Below are 16829 nucleotides of genomic sequence, written 5' to 3' on the forward strand. Positions count from 1 at the left end.
TTTGGTTCCTGGCCCCCGCCCCCACGGCGCCCACAGGGCAGACGGACACTACGGCTGAGCCGCGAGGAGGAGCCTTTCCGTCAGCAACGACCCTGCGCTGGGCAGCGTACGAGGACGGTCAGCGCGCGGTCCGGTGGTGGTCGAGTCGCCCGACATGGGCGACGTTCTCCTGGTCGCCGGGGTCCGGGCTGGCCTCGGCCGTGAACCACGCGTCAAGGATCTCCTTGAGCAAGGGCTCGGAGGTCAACCGCAGGCTGAGCGCCAGCACGTTGGCGTCGTTCCAACGGCGGGCGCCGTCCGCCGTGTACGCGTCGACGCACAGGGCGGCCCGCACGCCGGGCACCTTGTTCGCCGCGATGGCGGCCCCCGTACCGGTCCAGCAGCACACGACCGCCTGGTCGGAGCGGCCGTCGGCGACATCGCGGGCAGCCGCCTCCGAGCACGGCGCCCACTCCGCGTTGTCTCCGGGGAGCAGCGCCCCGTGCGGCTGTACATCGTGGCCGCGGCGGCGCAGCTCCGCGAGGAGGAACTGGGCCACGGGTTCGTCCATGTCCGAGGAAACGGAGATCCGCATGTCACGGAGCCTACCCGCGCGCACGCGCGTGGATCCGGCGATCATCGGCGCGCATACGCCGCCTCTCGGCCCGAGTCCGACCCGCCCGAATACTGAATTCACCAGACAAGTTGCATATCTCCGAAGTCGTGCCACAAGTACTTCTCTTGAATGGCTTCCGCATAGCTTCGGGCGAGGAGTTCCGGTCCGGCGATGGCGGACATCATCGACAGATGGCTTGACCGAGGCTCGTGCAGGGAGGTGATGAGCCCGTCGACGGCCTGCACCCCAGTGGCCGGGGACACCACATGATCGGTCCAGCCACTGGCCCCCTGCAGCTGACCGGTCACGGTCATCGCACTCTCCAATGCGCGAACCACCGTCGTCCCGACCGCGATCACCCGGCCACCGCTCTCTCGGGTGGCGTTGGCGAGATGTGCGGTGTAAGCGGGCACGGAGAATCGTTCCGAAAGCGGAAGTCCATTCTCTTCGATCGACGTGCCGCTGGTGTGCAGGGTGATGGGAGCAATCGCAACTCCACGTGCGATGAGGCGGGCGACCAGCTCCCGGGTGAAGGGGCGCCCCGCGCTCGGCATGGCCGTGCTTCCCGGATGGGTGGAGAACACGGTCTGGTAGGTGTCGAGCAGCCACTCCTCCCCGGCGCACGAAGATCGCACCGGCCTACCGTGCTCCCGCAGATAGTCCACTACGGGAAAATCAGTCGACACCTGCCAGTACGTCTCGGTGGGGCGGGCTAACACGGTGAGCATCGCGTCGGCCGGAAGCGAACACCGGCTGCCCAGGACAACAGCCGCATCGAGACTTCCATCGGTTGCGGCCGGGTCGCATATTTCTACCAGCCAGGTCTCGTCTTGAAGGGCCGCCGCGAAGCGAAACGTTCGGCCACCCGCCTGCACCTCAGTCGGTATCGTGGCCGAATTGTTCACCACCAGCAACGTGCCCGGTTCCAGCACACTGGCCAATTCGCGGAATTCATGATGAGCTATGAGCCCGGTTGCCCGATCGCACACGAGGAGTCGCACGGCATCACGTTCACCGCCCCTGATTTCCGCAGGTTCGGTTGCCTTGCAATCGTCCGTGAGCAAAAAATCAAGTCTGTCGTCATTCAGGATCACGCGGACACTCCTGGGTGCACCCCCAGCGTTAGCTGGGGGAGGGTCAGTCAGCAGCCGCTCGGCTATCGAGCCGGCGGTCATCAAAATCCGAGGCAAGCCCGGGGCCACGAATCATGCGGCGCGTTTTCCGCTGCTCAGCATCTGGCCCACCCCGTGCGCTTCGCGTCGACAACGCCTGGGCTGTGGTTCAAACCGTGCGGCCTGGACCGGACTCGGCGAGACCGGTCCAGGCCACTGCTCGTTCATTCACGCCATTTCACATTGCACCCAGTGCTGGGGCGGTGCGGCTCCGGGACGTCTTTCCCCGCGAGTACCAACTCGATCGCAGCTGCCAGATGGTCACCGGTGACCGGCTTGTCATTGCCTGGCGAGGATTCGTCCAGGCATCCACGGTAGGCAAGCTTTCGCTCGGCGTTGTAGAGGAAGAAGTCCGGCGTGCACGCGGCGTTGTACGCCTTGGCGACCTCTTGGGATTCGTCGATCAGGTAAGGGAATGTCCATCCGGCACGCTCGGTCTGCTCACGCAGTCGATCAGGACCGTCCTCAGGGTAGGCCTCCGCATCATTGGCGCAGATCGCCACCACTGCCAGGGTCGGGAACTTCCTCAGCGTCTCCGTGATTCCCTGCTCCACGTGCTGGACATAGGGACAGTGATTGGAGAGGAACATGACCAACAGCGCTGGTGATGAGGCGAAGTCACCGAGGGAGACGGGTTTGCCCGCCAGGTCAGGCAACGAGAACTGCGGCGCAGGCGTGCCAAGCGGGACCATCTGAGATGAGATGAGAACCATGATTCGAGCATATAACGAAGGTTCTCGTAAAGCCAAGGAAAATACGCCGTTGCATTATAGGCAACGGCTGCTCACCGTTAACCGTTGCAATATGGGCAACGGTAACGTGAGCTGAAATGGGAAAAGCCATTGCATTTATCGTTTAACCTACGGGCGGTGGCAGGCGATTTAAGACCGATTCCGCCGCTACGCTCCCACGGGTTCTTCAGTCATACCTTCGGCGGGACCGCCCGCAAGCCCGGATGAGCGCCACAGCAGGGGGATCGGGGGCGGCGGCGAGGGCGATCCGTACGTCCGGCGGGTCCGGCGCGAGGCACATATGTGCAGATTCGCGGAGAAACACACAGAAATGCGAGGACGGCGAGCAAGGCGTCGCCGAGAGCGGACCCGCTCGCGAGTAGAGGGCAAAACGGACGTTCGGTGCAGACATATCCCCCACTTGTCCCCACCTCGTAACGAGTGCGCATCGGATCGTCGTTCAACTACCTATTCAAGCTTTACTGGTGCGCGCGCAACCAGCGACACCATGGGGAGACGCAAGCGAGATGGGCAGACACAAACGACATACCCGTGTGCAGCAGGCACACGCCACAACGCTCAAGGCAGCCACCGCTCTGGGCGTGGCGGGCACCATTGCCCTCGCCCTCTACTCGACGACCGGCGACGACGAGCCCGCGGAGGCGCGCCCCGGCGCCACCTCCCTGTACGACGACCCGATGGCGCCCGAGCTCGAGTCGGCCGCCACCGAGAGCTCCACGCGCACGGGACTGACCCCCTCCGCCTCCGCGGAGCCGAAGCTCGTAGAGACCCGCACGACCGAGGAAACCCGGACGAGCCGCCCCGAAACGCGCACACCGGACAGCGACTCCGCGGCCGCCCCCACTGCTGCGCCCTCCCCTGCGTCCACGCCTGCGACCCAGTCCGAGAAGCAGGACTCCACGACGACCTCCTCCGCAGGTGACGCTTCCACCCCGGATGCGCCCGCTCCCACGAAACAGTCCGACGGGCAGAAGTCGGATGATGGCGGCCGGGACACTGGCCTGGTGGGCGGCGCGGTCGACGGCGTCAACGATACGGTCGGCGGCCTTGGCGGGACCCTGCTCTCGCGCTGACCGTAAGGCGACCGATCGGCGAACCGGAGAGCCCGGTGCTCACCGATGCCAGCCGAATACATCGGATATGACGGACATCTGGTCCTCCGCGATGGCATGTGCGGCGGCACGCGGTGTGACGCCGTCCGCCGCGGCCCGGTCCAGCACGGTGGTGACGAGGCTCCGCATGGAGGCACGCACCTTGGTGAAGGCTTCCTCGGCATCGGCGGCAATGTCCCCGAACAGCGTCCACCACCACCAGGCGTTGGTGCCGGAGTTGACGACGACGTCGGGGAGCACGGCGATGCCCCGGGTCGCGAGCAGCCTCTCGGCCTCGGGCAGAACGGGCATGTTCGCGGCCTCGACGATGTACTTGGCCGTGATCCGTGCCTGGTTGCCGGGATCGATGCAGTACGAGACGGCGGCCGGCACCAGGATCTCGGCGTCCGCGGCCAGCCAGGCGTCACCGGGCAGCTCGGTGTCGCCCCGGCGCAGAGCGCTCCGGGCGACGGTGCCGTGCTCGTCGCGCGCGGCCAGCAGCGTTTCGACGTCGAGACCTTCGGGGTTGGCGATGGTCCCCCGCACATCCACCACCGCGACGACCTTCAGCCCGGCCCGTGCCAGGAAGCGGGCGGTGGCACCGCCCATGGTGCCGAAGCCCTGCACGGCGACCCGGCCGCCCGCGCGGTCCAGACCGTCGCGGTCCAGTGCGACCAGCGCCGACTCGGCGACGCCGCAGCCACCCACGAGCTCGTCCAATCCGATGCCGTCGACCTGCACGGCGCAGGCGTCGGCGAGCCGCCGCCGGGCCTTCTGCTCGTCGTCCAGCAGCGGATAGACCGCTTGGACGGAGTTCTTCAGGCCTGCCTCCGCGGCGGCTCGGGCCACCACGCTCTGGCTGAGGCCCAGATCCTCGCCGGTGGTCCAGAACCGCTCGACGTACGGGGCCATGGCCCGCAGGTAGCGGACGAGGATCCCGTACGCCTCGGGGTCCGCAGGGTCGCAGTCGATACCGCCTTTCGCCCCGCCGAGCGGGACGTACCGGGCGGTCGGGTCGTAGTGCAGGGCCTCCTTCATGGTCATCCCGGCGGCGAGGCCCCGGACTTCTTCGAGCGTGCAGCCGGCGCGCATGCGCAGCCCGCCGCTGGAGACGCCCCGGACCAGACGGTCGATCACCACATAGCCGTTGCGGCCGGTGACATGGTCGGTCCAGGTGACCGCCAGCAGGGGCGGTCGAGGCCCGCCGCCGAGCAGGCGGGCGGGCGGAGAGTCGGAGTCGGAGAGGGAGCCCCTGGTCACTGTGGTGACTGCGATGTCGGACCGCTCCGTGGTCAACCGGCCGGTCTCGGTGGCGAGGTGGTGCACGGACTCCTCCGGTCTCCACGGCTTTTACTGACTTGCGATTCAGTATCGATGGGGCGGCACCTCGCCGTCAACGCCGAGATCAGCGTAGGGCCATGACCAGGGTGACCACGGCTCCCACCGCACCTGCGGCGATCTCCAGACGGTCCGTCAGCTGCCGGGTCAGCCACAGCCCTCGGCCGCCCTCCCCGGCGAGCAGCCCGGGCGGATCGGGCGGAATGACGTCCTCGGTGAAACCCGGCCCGTTGTCGGTGACCCGGCAGCGAAGGGTGCCGTCGCTGCGGTAGAGCAGCAGTCGTCCCGCCCCGCCGCCGTGTTCCACGGCGTTGCACGCCACTTCGTGGACGGCGAGGACGAAGTCGCTCCGGCGCGGTTCGTGCAGTCCGGCCTGCGCCACACACTCCGCGATACGCGTGCGCAGCCGGGGCACGTCCTCGCCCACGAACAGCAGTTCCAGCAATCGCTCCTGGGGGTCCGCCATGTGCGCGTTCATGGCATCGTCACCTCGACCTCCCTGAAGGACCAGCCGCCGGACGGGCACGCTCTGCCACGGCAGGCACGAAGCGTGATCCGCAATAGGACGCTACTCCCGGTCATCGTCCGACACCACGCGTCACTGGATTTGCGCCGACGCATACGGATCACGATCGAATGAACCGCGAAGTCGATCGGAAGCGTCATTCCCCGTGTCCGGATGCGATCTCCGGGCACGGAAATCAGACGCTTGAACAGCAGTCTCTTGGAGAGGACTCCGACATGGGCATCATCAGCTGGATCATCCTGGGCCTCATCGCCGGAGTCGTCGCCAAGGTCCTCCTGCCGGGACGAGATCCGGGCGGCCTCTTCGGCACCACGCTCATCGGGGTCGCGGGGGCGTTCGTCGGCGGCTGGCTGTCGGCGACGTTCCTCGACCGGCCAGTGGATCGGGACTTCTACGACCCGGCGATGTGGGTTTCGGCCATCGCCGGGTCGCTGGCGCTGCTGATCGGGTACCGGATCCTCTTCGGCCACTCGCGCGAGCGCCGGTAGCCGGTGCGCGCGGGGCCTCTTCCCTGGCCGGAGGCCCCGCCCCGCGCGATGACCGTTCCTCGTCCCGCGCCCCCGACGCGTACGGCGCGGACACGGACGGCACATACGGCGTCCCGGGGAAGAGCTTGCGCAGCGGGCGTACCGTCAGCCGGGTCGTCCACCAGCCGACCGACGGCGCCAGAACGAGGAGCCCGAGAGCGGCGGCCGCATGCGGGACACCGTCCAGGCCGGTCCGGTGCATGAGCACGCAGCCGGCCACGGCGACCGACCAGGAGACCAACGTCAGCAGCGTGCCCGCGACCGCGACGGGCACTCCACCGATCCCTGCCGCATCGGTGTCCACGTCCCTGTCGAATGCGTCGTGCCCGGTGGCCCCGAACAGCACGGCCACCCAGAAGCCGACCACCACGACCAGCGCGGAGCTGTAGAGAACCGCGGGGAAGCGGAGTGCTGCATCGAAGAGTTCGCCCATGTCCGTCACGCCGCCCGTCACCCTCCCCCTGGCTGTCGCTGGGTGGGGGTACCCCCGGCGTAAGTCCCCCTGGGCCTGGCGGCCCGGGCGGGGGTCCCCCCGGCGGTAGCTGGGGGAGCGCCCCCAGGGGGAGTACCCCCAGCTCGCCCTGCGCGTCGCGACGCGCCCGGCCCCGGTGCCGGACCGCAGGATTCCGCGACCCGGCACCGGGGCCATCCCCCGTACCCCTGTGCCACACATCCTGCCAGCGGCGCAAAGCCTTGCGCATTGCCGGAATCCGGCAATCTTTACGCCCTCTTGATGTCCGGGGGATACTTCTCCACCGCCACGCCGGACGCGGTCGGCGGGTGCCGGCAGAGGAGCGATGAGCAGGCGTGACGAGGCAACGGACACTCGACGACTACCTGGCGGGCTACGCGGAGATCCTCGCCGAGGTGTCCGCAACCGGCCGTCGGCTGACGCGCGATGAGCTGGAGTCGCGCCGCTCGCTGGGCGAGCGCGCCGCCGAGGACGGCCTCGGACTCCGCGGGCTCGTCGTCGGGCACCTGGCCGCCACCCGCGCCGCCTGGCCGAAGCTCGCCGCCAGCGCGGGCGCCGGTCTCGGCACCGCGCACGCAAGGGAGTTGCGAGTGGCGGCGGAGAGCGTGCTCGCAGCGGCCGAGCAAGCGATCGACGCGATCGCGGAGGGCTACGAACGGGCACAGCGCCTGGCCGTCCGCCAGGAGGAGGCGGCCCGCCGGGAGTTCATCGACGATCTGCTGTACGGGCGCAGCGATCTGGGGCGGCTGGCGCAGCGGGCGGAGCGGTTCGGACTGCGGCTGGCGCAGGCGCACATCGTGGCGGTGACCGCCGGGCCGGAGAGCTACGACGACACGCATCCGGTGACCCGCCGGGTGGAGGCCGCCCTCATCGGCCGCTTCGGCGACCGCCGCGTCCTGCTGACCACCAAGGATGGCCGGCTGATCTGCGTGGCACCGGCCGACCAGGAGAGCGTGGTGCGTGAGTTCGCCCAGCAGGCCCGGGCGGCGACGGACGGCGGGCGGGTCGCCGTGGGCCGCCCGCACCCTGGTGCGGGCGGGGTCGTCCACTCGTACGAGGAGGCGCTTGGCGCACTGGACCTGGCCGACCGCATGAGGCTGGACGCTCCCGTTCTGCGCGCCGCCGACCTGCTGGTCTTTCCCGTGCTGACGCGGGACCGGGAAGCGATGTCCGATCTCGTGCGGTCCACGCTCGGCCCGCTGGAGCGGGCGCGGGGCGGGGCCGAGCCCCTGCTGGCGACGCTGGACGCCTACTTCGACGCCGGATGCGTGGCAGCGGAGGCCGCCCGACGGCTGTCGTTGAGCGTGCGCGCTCTGACCTACCGGCTGGCCCGGATCCACCAGCTCACCGGCGCGGACCCGGCTGATCCGCTGCACCGCTACACCCTCCAGACGGCGGTGATCGGCGCTCGGCTGCTGGACTGGCCGGCCAGCGAGCTCTGAGACGTGAAGTGCGGCCCTATCCGGCCTCGTTGCCCGCCTCGTTGCGCTCCGCGGGCGACCGGCCGGGCTCCTGCGCCGGGCTCGCGGTGCCGCGCTGGAGAAGGTGGCCGAGACCGTGGCGGGTGGCGGCGATGACGACGCGGTCCTCCGCGCGCAGTACGTAACCCGGGTGCAGGTCCCACTCCAGCTCCGGCTCGCGGCGTACCACACCGACCTGAAACGGCAGGGAGAGGTCGGGGCGGCGGTCCTCGGGGGCCGCCACGTCGAGGGCGAGGACCCGCCAGGCGCCGGGGCTGAACGCCTCGGCGACAGTACGGCCCTCGAGTTCGGGGTGGCCGCGCACCTCGACCGCCGCGAAGAGCAGCACATGCCGCTGGACCGGAATGGCGCCGAGGACCTGACGGCCCATCATCGCGGCCGCGAAGGCGGGTGCGGCCAGCGCGGAGACGCTGCGGCTGCGGGTGAGGGCGCCGGGGTAGGAGTCACGCAGAGTGCGGTAGACGGTGAGAGCGAACTCGTCGTCGTACAGCCGCAGTACGACCCGCAGGTCGGGCCGGACCTCTCGGGCGTAGAGCACTGCTTCGAGGTTGGTGCTGTCACTGCTCGTCAGGGCGAGCAGCGCCTTGCTGCGCTTGATCTTCGCGGCTTCGAGCACCCCTTCCTCGGTGACGTCCCCGATGACGACGGGCACTCGGCGGCTGCGGGCGAGGGCGATGCCGCGCGCGTTCTGGTCACGTTCGACGCACACGACAGGGATGTCGAGCTCGCGGAGCCGGTCGAGGACGCGGGTGCCGACCTTGCCGAGGCCGAGGAGGACCACGTGTCCGGACAGACCGCGCCGCGGGCGGCGCACGGCGGAGGCGGCGCGGAAGGCCCCGTAGCTCTCCAGGACGACCGCGAAGAGCAGCGGCAGGACGAGCATTCCGGCGAATCCGGCGAGGAGTTGGAGGATCTGGCGCTCAGGCGGTGCTTCGACGGCCGGTTCGTTGATCGCGAAGACGTCGAGCAGGGCGAGGTAGGTGGCGTGCAGCAGCGGCTCTTCGGTGACCAGCGAGGTGATGACGGCCAGCAGCGCGACGACGCCGGTGAGTGCGGCGATGGCGATGCGCAGCCTGCGGGAGAAGAAGGAGCCCAGCGGCAGGGACCTGGCGAGCGGCGGGACGGCGGCGGACTGCTTGCTGCCGCTGCTGAGGGCTTCGAGGACGACGGCCGGACGGGCGGCGTGCGCATGACTCAACGCCCCGTCGTCCGGGAGGAGTTGGGGGTCGCCGTCGTCGGTGGTGGGATGCAGGGCGAGCGTGCACAGCGCGCCCCGGCCGTCGCCCACGGTGCGGTCCGCGGCGCGCAGCATGAGCCCGTCCGCCTGCACGATCTTGCTGGTGCCGGCGACGGCGGCCGCGACGAGTGAGGGCGCGGCGGTGTCGGCGTCGGAGAGGACGGTGGTCGAGGCGTCGATGGCGCGGGCGTCGAGCCCCGGGGCCCGTACGGCCGAGGCCCGCTCCAGGAGGTCTTCGAGGTGGCGGCCGAGCTTGCGGTTGAAGAGCCGTACGACCAGCCGCAGGTCGGGGTTGAGCCGACGGGCGCGCAGCGCCGTGTGGATGTTCCCCTGGTCGTCGCCCATCGCGAGAGCGAGCGCGGCGGCGCTCTCCACGCCGGCGTCGAGCAGCACGTCGTCGTCCGGCTCGGCGGCCTCGATCACGGTCACGGACAGCCCGGGGCGGCTGGCGAGCGCCGCGATCCGCGGGCCGTGGCGGCGGCGCACCGAGGGCAGCACGACGACGATCTGCTCGCCGTAAACGGTGGCCAGTTCGGTGATGAGCCGGTGCGCCAGGGCGTTGTCGCCGCAGACCACCATATGGCCGGCCAGGTGGCCGGCGGACGGGCCGCGGCGCGGGAACGGCAGCTGGAACGGGAGTGAGGGCACGGCATGAGCATGCCGGTTCGCCGGCGCGAACGTCACGACCAACTCGCCGTGATGTCAGGGAAGTTCGGCGAACGCCTCCACGGCCTGCGTCTTGCCGGTGACGACGATGACATCGCCCGGCTGGACGACGGTCTCCGCGGTGGCGTGGGTGAAGTCCGCGCCGGGCCGCTTGATGCCCACGATCGTCACGCCGTACCTGCTGCGCACCCGGCTCTCGCCCAGCGGTACACCGCCGACCACCGCCGGGGCGATCGTCTTGATCAGGGCGTAGTCGCTGTCGAACTCGATGAAGTCCAGCATGCGTCCGGTGACCAGGTGGGCCACGCGCTCGCCCATGTCGTGCTCGGGCAGTACGACGTGGTGCGCGCCGACGCGTTCCAGGATCGTGCCGTGCTGGCGGTTGATGGCCCGCGCCCAGATGTTGGGCACGCCCGCCTCCGCCAGGTTGGAGGTGACCAGGATGCTGGACTCCACATCCGTCCCGATCCCGACCACCACCCGGGTGAAGTCGCCGAGGCCGAGCTGGTCCAGCGCCTGGGGATCGGTGCAGTCGGCGGCCACGGCGTGGGTCAGCTCCTCGCTGAGGTGCTGGACCAGCCGGGGGTCGGAGTCGATACCGAGCACGTCCCAGCCGCGCCGCATCAGCTCCAACGCCAGGGAGCCGCCGAAACGGCCGAGGCCGATGACGGCGACGCGAGTGTCGTGGTTCTGCGGGTGCTGAGCCCGGCGCGGGCCGCCGCGCGAGCGAAGCCTGGTCAGGTACTTGCTATCCAATGACGGGTCGCTCCTCGGGAAGCTCGTAGCGGCGGACGCGCTCGCGCAGCGCGAGCGCGGAGGCGAGAGTGATCGGTCCGAGGCGGCCGATGAACATCAGGGCGATGACGACGAGTTGGGCCGCCGCCGGGAGGTCCCCGGTGATGCCGGTGGTCAAGCCGACCGTCCCGAAGGCGGAGACCGTCTCGAAGAGCACGGCTTCGACCTCGACCACGTCGTCGACCAGGGTGAGCAGCACCAGCGTGCCCGCCATGACCACGCCGACGCCCAGCAGCGCCACGGTGAGGGCCTGGCGCAGCACGGCCGGGGAGATCCGGCGGCCCATGGTTTCCACCGCGGTGTCCCCACGGACCTCGGCCAGGATCGCGGCCCCCAGGATCGCGAAGGTGGTGACCTTGATGCCGCCCGCGGTGCCCGCGCTGCCGCCACCGATGAACATCAGCACGCAGGTGCCCAGCAGCGTGGCGGGCTCCATGCCGCCGACATCGACGGTGTTGAAGCCGGCGGTACGGGCGCTGGCGGCGGTGAAGAACCCGTTGAGCAGCTTGTCGTCCCACGGCATGGGGCCGATGGTCGCGGAGTTGCGCCACTCCAGCAGGCAGGTCAGCGCGGTGCCGACGACGAGCAGGATCGCCGAGGTGACGAGGGTGAGCCGGGTGTGCAGGGACCAGTGGCGGGCGGCCCGGCCAGGGGTGCTCCGGATGCCCCTGCGGCTGCGGCGGCCGCCCCGTACCAGCTCGAGCAGAACGGGGAAGCCCAGGGCTCCGAGGACGCAGGCGATGGCGATGGGCAGGATGACCCAAGGGTCGCCCGCGAACTCGACGAGGTTGGCGTCCCGCAGCCCGTAGCCGGCGTTGTTGAACGCCGAGATCGCGTGGAAGTAGCCGCTGTAGAGCGCTCCCCCGGCCGACTGGCCGTAACCGAAGCGGAAGCGGAGCGAGAGGACCGCCCCGACGGCGAGTTCAATGGCGAGTGTGGTGCCGGCGACGCCCAGCACCACCCGGCGCACGTCGCCGATCCCCAGGGCCGCCCGCTCGGCCTGGGCGGTGAGCTGGAGCTGCAGCCGCATACGCCCGGCGACCATCAGACCGAGCAGCGACGCGAGCGTCATGATGCCGAAGCCGCCGATCTGGATGAGGGCGAGGACGACGCCCTCGCCGAAGGGGCTCCAGTGGGAGCCGGTGGCCACGATGGCCAGGCCTCCGGTGGCCGCGCCGGTGGAGGTGAACAGGGCCGTCAGGAAGCTGGTGGCCCTGTCGTCCTCGGTGGCGGCGGGGATGGTCAACACGGCTGCGCCGAGGGCGATGAAGAGGGCGAAGGCGAGTACGGCCCCCTGTGCCGGGTGGGTGGCCAGCCGGGACCACCGTGTCCGAGCCGGGACCACGGCCACCGCACCGACCCTTCCCGTCCGTCACCGACACACCCAGCGCTGCGTCACCCTACCGGCGCGTGCGGCGTTCACCGTGGCGACATTCGCCGCCGAACAGGGGGTTCAAGTGCCGGTTCGTCCCGGCGGATGCGCTGCAGTGACCGCGTGTGCGGGCAGGCACATCGCCATGTCAAAGATGTGTCAACGAGCCGTCAAGGACCTGTAGTGTCACTGGCGGAGTGCCGGGAAGCCTGGTCGGCGATGACGAGACAGCTCTCTCGCCGATCGAAGGACGGATCGTATGCCCGGCGTTGTGAACGGCCCCGCGCAACAGCTCACCGGCGCCGTCGGCCCTTATGTTCCCCGTAGACAACTCGGTCGTCCTCCCCGGTCGGGGACGACGGCCGGCACGGCCACGGTTCGGAACGGAAAGGAGCCGTCCATGCGCGCGCGCGACCTGGCGGTTGAGTACGAGTCGGTGACGGTCGACAGCGATGCGCTGGACGCCGCCCGGCTGATGGCCGAGCACAAGCTGCCCGGCTTGCTGGTCCTGGACGAGGCAGGGTCACCGAAGGCGATCCTGCCAGCCTCCCAGTTGGTGAAGGTCATCGTCCCGCCGTACGTCATCGAGGACCCGACCCTTGCGTCGGTCGTGGACGAGCGGCACGCCGACCGGCTGTGCGAGGCGCTGCGCGGGCGGCGGGTCGGGGACTGCCTCTCGCCCACGACCCCCAAGCCGCGATGGGCCATCGCGGCCCCCGACGACACCGCGCTGGAGGTGGCAGCACACATGGCACGGGTGCGCAGCCCGCTGGTGGCGGTCTGCGAGCGGGACAAGGCGGGCCTCCGTCTGCTCGGTGTGATCACCGCTGCCCACCTCCTCCGCCGCCTTCTGGAAGCCGTACCTACGTAGCCGTCCCTAGCCGGAGAGACAGACGACGTGAACAACTGGCAAAGCTATGCGGCCCTCGCCGTCTTCATCGCGGTATACGCGCTGATCATCGGCGAATGGGTGCATCGGGTCGCCGCCGCCCTCGGCGGCGCCGCCCTGATGCTGGCGATCGGGGCGACCGACGACAAGTCGGCGTTCTACTCCGAGCACAGCGGCGTCGACTGGAACGTCATCTTTCTGCTCTTCGGCATGATGATGATCGTCGGGGTGCTGAAGAAGACCGGGATGTTCGAGTACCTGGCGATCTGGGCGGTGAAGAGGGCCAGAGGCAGACCCTTCCGGGTGATGGTCATGCTGGTTGTCATCACCGCGGTGGCGTCGGCCCTGCTGGACAACGTCACGACCGTGCTGCTGATCGCCCCCGTTACCCTGCTGGTGTGCGAGCGACTCGCGCTGCCCGTGACGCCCTTCCTCATCGCCGAGGTCCTCGCCTCGAACGTCGGCGGCACCGCCACCCTGGTCGGCGACCCGCCCAACATCATCATCGCCAGCCGCGCCGGGCTGACCTTCAACGACTTCCTGGTGCACCTCGCCCCGCTCTGCATGGTCCTGGTCGTGGTGCTGATCGGGGTGTGCCGGTTCATCTTCCGCGCGTCCTTCCGTTACGACGAGACGCTGGCGGAAGAAGTGATGGCGCTGGAGGAGCGCGAGGCGATCCGCGATCCGGTGCTGCTGATCCAGGGCCTGGGGGTGCTCACCCTGGTCGGCGCGGGCTTCGTACTGCACCCCGTGCTGCACTACGAGCCGAGCGTCGTCGCCCTGCTCGGTGCGGGCCTGCTGGTCGCCATCTCCACCGCGGACATCCAAGACGCGCTGAGCGAGGTCGAGTGGCCCACACTCGCCTTTTTCGCCGGCCTGTTCATCATGATCGGCGGCCTCATCGAGACCGGCGTGATCTCCGACATCTCGGAGGGCCTGGCGAGCGTGATCGGCGACAACGAACTCGGCGGCTCCATGCTCCTGCTGGGCGCCTCCGCCATCCTCTCCGGCATCGTCGACAACATCCCGTACGTCGCCACGATGGCGCCGATCACCAGCGACCTGGTCGAGAGCCTGGGGGGCGACACCAACCACGTCCTGTGGTGGGCCCTGGCCCTGGGCGCGGGCCTCGGCGGCAACGCAACGGCGATCGGCGCCTCGGCGAACGTGGTCGTGCTGGGCATCGCGGAGCGGAACCGCACGCCGATCAGCTTCTGGCAGTTCACGAAGCACGGACTCGTGGTGACGGCCGTGACGGTGGTGCTGGCGGCGGTCTACATCTGGCTGCGCTACTTCGCGCTGGCCTGAGCCGGGGGCGCCGGCGAGCGCCACGGTGACCAACGGGTCGGCAGAGATCCTGAGTGACGGAGGGTCAGCGGTGCTCGGGGTTCTCGAAGTCGAAGCGGCAGCCCGCATCCCACTGGGAGCGCTGGTTGCCGTACACGGGAAACCCGCCGACGTCCTTCAGGAGCCGGGCAAGGTGGAGCAGGTTCCAGGTCATGAACGTTGTATTGCGGTTGGTGAAGTCGTTCTCCGGGCCGCCCGACCCGGGGTCGAGGTACGAGGGGCCGGGGCCCGCCTCGCCGATCCAGCCGGAGTCGGCCTGCGGCGGGATCGCATAGCCGAGGTGCTGCAGGCTGTAGAGCAGGTTCATCGCACAGTGCTTGGCCCCGTCCTCGTTGCCGGTGATCAGGCAACCGCCGACGCGGCCGTAGTACGCGTACTGCCCCGCGTCGTTGAGCTGCGATGAGCAGCTGTAGAGGCGCTCGACGACCCGTTTGGCCACCGAGCTGTTGTCACCCAGCCAGATGGGACCGGCCAGCACCAGGATGTCCGCGGCCAGCACCCGCTCGTAGAGCCGGGGCCATTCGTCGCTCGACGCGCCGTGCTCGGTCATGTCGGGCCAGACGCCGGTGGCGATGTCGTGGTCGGCCGCGCGGATCTGGTCCACCTGCACGCCCTCCCGCTCCATGATGGAGCGGCTGATGTCGATCAGGCCCTGCGTGTTGCTCTTCTCGGGCGAGGGCTTCAGCGTGCAGTTGACGAACAGCGCGCGCAGATCGTCGTAGCTCCCTGGGGCCGCGGTCTGTCCGGCGGCGGGTGCGGTCACGGTCTCCTCCTCGAGTCGGCGCCCCCCCGGCGCTCAGCCCACCATGCGAGGCACCGACACGGAACGCGACACGGCCCGGTGCAGCGCCGCACCGCGATCGCGCTCCGCCGATCGGACGTGAGGAGGTGCAGACGTGAGGGACCGTCATCCCCTGTGCGCTCCGGCCGGGGTGGCGGCAGTCGCCGGTCGGCGGACCGGCGACTCCCGGCTCCCCGTCAGTGGTTCTTCGGGAAGCCGAGGTCCACGCCCCGGTCTTCAGGGTTCGGCCAGCGGGTGGTGACGACCTTGCCGCGGGTGTAGAAGTGCACGCCGTCGTTGCCGTAGATGTGGTGGTCGCCGAAGAGGGAGTCCTTCCAGCCGCCGAAGGAGTGGTACCCCACCGGCACCGGGATCGGCACGTTCACGCCGACCATGCCGGCCTCGACCTCCAGCTGGAAGCGCCGCGCGACGCCGCCGTCGCGCGTGAAGACGGCGGTCCCGTTGCCGAACGGGGAGGCGTTGATCAGGGCGACGCCGTCCTCGTACGTCTCGGCGCGCAACACGCACAGCACCGGGCCGAAGATCTCGTCCCGGTACGCGTCCGCGTCCGTCGACACCTTGTCGAGCAGCGAAATGCCGAGCCAGTGGCCGTCCTCGTAGCCCTCGACGGTGAAGCCGGTGCCGTCGAGCACCACGTCGGCGCCCTGGGCGGCCGCGCCGGTGACGTAACCGGCGACCTTGTCGCGGTGAGCCTTGGTGATCAGCGGCCCCATCTCGGAGTCCGGGTCGTCGCCGGGACCGATCTTGATCTTCTCGGCGCGCTCGCGGATCTTCTCCACCAGCTCGTCGCCGATGGCGCCCACCGCGACGACCGCGGAGATGGCCATGCAGCGCTCGCCTGCCGAGCCGTACGCGGCGGAGACGGCGGCGTCGGCGGCCGCGTCCAGGTCCGCGTCCGGGAGCACCAGCATGTGGTTCTTGGCGCCGCCGAGCGCCTGGACGCGCTTGCCGTGCACGGAGGCGGTGTGGTGGATGTAGCGGGCGATCGGAGTGGAGCCGACGAAGCTGACGGCGGCGACGTCAGGGTGCTCCAGCAGCCGGTCGACGGCGACCTTGTCACCGTTGACGACGTTCAGCACACCGTTCGGCAGACCGGCCTCGGCGGCGAGCTCGGCGAGCCTGATCGCAGGCGAGGGGTCCTTCTCGCTCGGCTTGAGGACGAAGGTGTTGCCGCACGCGATGGCGAGCGGGAACATCCACATCGGCACCATGGCCGGGAAGTTGAAGGGCGTGATGCCTGCGACGACGCCGAGCGACTGCCGGATCGCGGCGACGTCCACGCGGTTGGAGACCTCGGTGGACAGCTCGCCCTTGAGCTGCGTGGTGATGCCGCAGGCCAGCTCCACGATCTCCAGGCCGCGGGCGACCTCGCCGAGCGCGTCGGAGTGGACCTTGCCGTGCTCGGCCGTGATCAGCCGGGCGATCTCGTCTCGGTGGGCGTCGAGGAGCGCCCGGAACCTGAAGAGAATCGCGGTGCGCGCCGCGAGCGAGGTGGAGCCCCAGGTCTCGTACGCGGCCTTGGCGGCGGCCACGGCCCGGTCGACCTCCGCTGCGGAGGCCAGGGCCACGCGGGTCGTCTGCACGCCGGACGCAGGGTCGGTGACGGGCCCGTAGGTGCCGGAAGCGCCTTCGACGGACTTGCCGTCGATCCAGTGGTCGATGGTCTTCATGTGTGCGGTTCCTTCAGGGTGAGCGGCAGGTGGGAGATCATCGGGCGCAGGTCGGTCGTAGGGCGGCGGCCGGGCAGGCCGAGGGCGGGGAGGCGGA

Annotated in this window: 16 protein-coding genes; 6 read left to right on the top strand and 10 right to left on the bottom strand. The window is 69.8% G+C overall.

Annotated elements, in window-relative coordinates:
• Positions 1-118: 118 nt before the first annotated feature.
• From ACTWQI_RS28050 to ACTWQI_RS28060, 3 genes are all read right to left on the bottom strand, one after another.
• Positions 119-574, bottom strand: a complete 456-nt coding sequence (locus tag ACTWQI_RS28050) for an RpiB/LacA/LacB family sugar-phosphate isomerase (protein WP_443274641.1) — start codon at positions 572-574, stop codon at positions 119-121.
• A gap of 98 nt (positions 575-672) precedes the next feature.
• A complete protein-coding gene (locus ACTWQI_RS28055) occupies positions 673-1689 on the bottom strand; it encodes an S-adenosylmethionine:tRNA ribosyltransferase-isomerase (RefSeq protein WP_443274643.1) in 1017 nt (338 codons plus the stop codon).
• Positions 1690-1931: 242 nt separating this feature from the next.
• The gene (locus tag ACTWQI_RS28060; RefSeq protein WP_443274645.1) at positions 1932-2480 is read right to left on the bottom strand and encodes a thioredoxin family protein; all 549 of its coding nucleotides are present in this window, start codon (positions 2478-2480) and stop codon (positions 1932-1934) included.
• A gap of 572 nt (positions 2481-3052) precedes the next feature.
• Between ACTWQI_RS28060 and ACTWQI_RS28065 the strand changes: the two genes are divergently transcribed.
• Positions 3053-3592, top strand: a complete 540-nt coding sequence (locus ACTWQI_RS28065; protein WP_443274647.1) for an extensin — start codon at positions 3053-3055, stop codon at positions 3590-3592.
• 39 nt (positions 3593-3631) lie between these two features.
• Here ACTWQI_RS28065 and ACTWQI_RS28070 read toward each other — a convergent pair whose 3' ends face one another.
• Positions 3632-4825, bottom strand: coding sequence for a Glu/Leu/Phe/Val dehydrogenase dimerization domain-containing protein (locus tag ACTWQI_RS28070; RefSeq protein ID WP_443274707.1), 1194 nt, complete (start codon positions 4823-4825; stop codon positions 3632-3634).
• A gap of 190 nt (positions 4826-5015) precedes the next feature.
• Complete coding sequence (locus ACTWQI_RS28075; protein WP_443274648.1) at positions 5016-5426, bottom strand: ATP-binding protein; 411 nt, start codon at positions 5424-5426, stop codon at positions 5016-5018.
• Positions 5427-5689: 263 nt separating this feature from the next.
• On the opposite strand from ACTWQI_RS28075, the gene ACTWQI_RS28080 reads away from it, so the two are divergent.
• From ACTWQI_RS28080 to ACTWQI_RS28090, 3 genes are all read left to right on the top strand, one after another.
• The gene (locus tag ACTWQI_RS28080) at positions 5690-5962 is read left to right on the top strand and encodes a GlsB/YeaQ/YmgE family stress response membrane protein (protein ID WP_443274650.1); all 273 of its coding nucleotides are present in this window, start codon (positions 5690-5692) and stop codon (positions 5960-5962) included.
• A gap of 239 nt (positions 5963-6201) precedes the next feature.
• On the top strand, positions 6202-6390 hold the full coding sequence (locus tag ACTWQI_RS28085) for a hypothetical protein (protein WP_443274651.1): 189 nt from the start codon (positions 6202-6204) through the stop codon (positions 6388-6390).
• A 418-nt stretch (positions 6391-6808) separates the two neighbouring features.
• Positions 6809-7915 (top strand): PucR family transcriptional regulator, encoded by a 1107-nt coding sequence (locus tag ACTWQI_RS28090; RefSeq protein WP_443274652.1) that lies wholly within the window; start codon positions 6809-6811, stop codon positions 7913-7915.
• A 16-nt stretch (positions 7916-7931) separates the two neighbouring features.
• Here the strand turns inward: ACTWQI_RS28090 and ACTWQI_RS28095 are convergent, their stop codons facing one another.
• Genes ACTWQI_RS28095 through ACTWQI_RS28105 form a run of 3 tightly spaced genes read right to left on the bottom strand, consistent with a single transcriptional unit; the run spans position 7932 to position 12003 of the window.
• On the bottom strand, positions 7932-9839 hold the full coding sequence (locus ACTWQI_RS28095; protein WP_443274654.1) for an NAD-binding protein: 1908 nt from the start codon (positions 9837-9839) through the stop codon (positions 7932-7934).
• 54 nt (positions 9840-9893) lie between these two features.
• Complete coding sequence (locus tag ACTWQI_RS28100; RefSeq protein ID WP_443274656.1) at positions 9894-10613, bottom strand: potassium channel family protein; 720 nt, start codon at positions 10611-10613, stop codon at positions 9894-9896.
• Complete coding sequence (locus ACTWQI_RS28105; RefSeq protein WP_443274658.1) at positions 10606-12003, bottom strand: TrkH family potassium uptake protein; 1398 nt, start codon at positions 12001-12003, stop codon at positions 10606-10608. Before ACTWQI_RS28105 ends, ACTWQI_RS28100 begins: the two co-directional genes overlap by 8 nt.
• Before the next feature lie 421 nt (positions 12004-12424).
• Here ACTWQI_RS28105 and ACTWQI_RS28110 point away from each other — a divergent pair, with 421 nt between their 5' ends.
• A complete protein-coding gene (locus ACTWQI_RS28110; RefSeq protein ID WP_443274660.1) occupies positions 12425-12895 on the top strand; it encodes a CBS domain-containing protein in 471 nt (156 codons plus the stop codon).
• 27 nt (positions 12896-12922) lie between these two features.
• On the top strand, positions 12923-14221 hold the full coding sequence (locus ACTWQI_RS28115; RefSeq protein WP_443274661.1) for an ArsB/NhaD family transporter: 1299 nt from the start codon (positions 12923-12925) through the stop codon (positions 14219-14221).
• 64 nt (positions 14222-14285) lie between these two features.
• On the opposite strand, the gene ACTWQI_RS28120 is transcribed toward ACTWQI_RS28115, so the two are convergent.
• Together ACTWQI_RS28120 and ACTWQI_RS28125 are read right to left on the bottom strand one after the other, a co-directional pair.
• Complete coding sequence (locus ACTWQI_RS28120) at positions 14286-15023, bottom strand: flavodoxin family protein (RefSeq protein ID WP_443274662.1); 738 nt, start codon at positions 15021-15023, stop codon at positions 14286-14288.
• Between the two features lie 215 nt (positions 15024-15238).
• The gene (locus ACTWQI_RS28125) at positions 15239-16732 is read right to left on the bottom strand and encodes a CoA-acylating methylmalonate-semialdehyde dehydrogenase (RefSeq protein WP_443274664.1); all 1494 of its coding nucleotides are present in this window, start codon (positions 16730-16732) and stop codon (positions 15239-15241) included.
• Between the last annotated feature and the right edge of the window lie 97 nt (positions 16733-16829).

Source organism: Streptomyces sp. KR80 (genome assembly GCF_052245555.1).
Lineage (GTDB): Bacteria > Actinomycetota > Actinomycetes > Streptomycetales > Streptomycetaceae > Streptomyces.

Excerpts from the sequence above, each read along its gene's own strand:
- ACTWQI_RS28050 (WP_443274641.1), bottom strand. The coding sequence starts at position 574 with ATGCGGATCTCCGTTTCCTCGGACATGGACGAACCCGTGGCCCAGTTC.
- ACTWQI_RS28075 (WP_443274648.1), bottom strand. The coding sequence starts at position 5,426 with ATGAACGCGCACATGGCGGACCCCCAGGAGCGATTGCTGGAACTGCTG.
- ACTWQI_RS28110 (WP_443274660.1), top strand. The coding sequence starts at position 12,425 with ATGCGCGCGCGCGACCTGGCGGTTGAGTACGAGTCGGTGACGGTCGAC.
- ACTWQI_RS28060 (WP_443274645.1), bottom strand. The coding sequence starts at position 2,480 with ATGGTTCTCATCTCATCTCAGATGGTCCCGCTTGGCACGCCTGCGCCG.
- ACTWQI_RS28125 (WP_443274664.1), bottom strand. The coding sequence starts at position 16,732 with ATGAAGACCATCGACCACTGGATCGACGGCAAGTCCGTCGAAGGCGCT.
- ACTWQI_RS28085 (WP_443274651.1), top strand. The coding sequence starts at position 6,202 with ATGAGCACGCAGCCGGCCACGGCGACCGACCAGGAGACCAACGTCAGC.
- ACTWQI_RS28080 (WP_443274650.1), top strand. The coding sequence starts at position 5,690 with ATGGGCATCATCAGCTGGATCATCCTGGGCCTCATCGCCGGAGTCGTC.